1 pseudogene is annotated in these 426 nt (G+C 69.7%); it reads left to right on the top strand.

Going from position 1 to position 426, the window contains the following annotated elements:
- A pseudogene (locus DY467_RS25700) lies at positions 1-426 on the top strand (AsmA family protein); the annotation flags it as partial.

Below are 426 nucleotides of genomic sequence, written 5' to 3'. Positions count from 1 at the left end.
GTCGTCCACCGACCCCGATCTGCTCGCCGCCTGGCTGCAGGGCCGCACGCCGACGGCCGGCGGCGGACTGAGCAAGGCGCTGCGGATCGCCGGTGGCGTCCGCGCCGGTTCCGATGCGCTGGTACTCGATCCGCTGACGGTGGAAAGCGGAGGCGATACGCTGCGCGGCCGTTTCGCCTACCGCGGCCGCCGCGACGATCAGGGACCGCAGATCGACGCCGAGCTGAAGGGCGACAGCGCCGATCTCGACGTCGCTTTGCAATGGGCCAAGACGCTCGCCGGCCCCAATGGCGGCTGGCCGGAGCAGGCCAATGTCATGCTCGATCTCGGCAAACTCGGCGTTGGCGATCAGGTCTGGCAGCCGGCGGCGGTGCGGCTCATCTACGATCCGCACCGGATCGCACTCGACAAGCTGAAGCTCGGTAC

This window comes from Rhodopseudomonas sp. BR0G17, assembly GCF_010907025.1.
GTDB classification, from domain to species: domain Bacteria; phylum Pseudomonadota; class Alphaproteobacteria; order Rhizobiales; family Xanthobacteraceae; genus Rhodopseudomonas; species Rhodopseudomonas palustris_H.
Note: the sequence above shows the minus strand (reverse complement) of the source record. Positions and strands in the feature narration are given on the sequence as shown.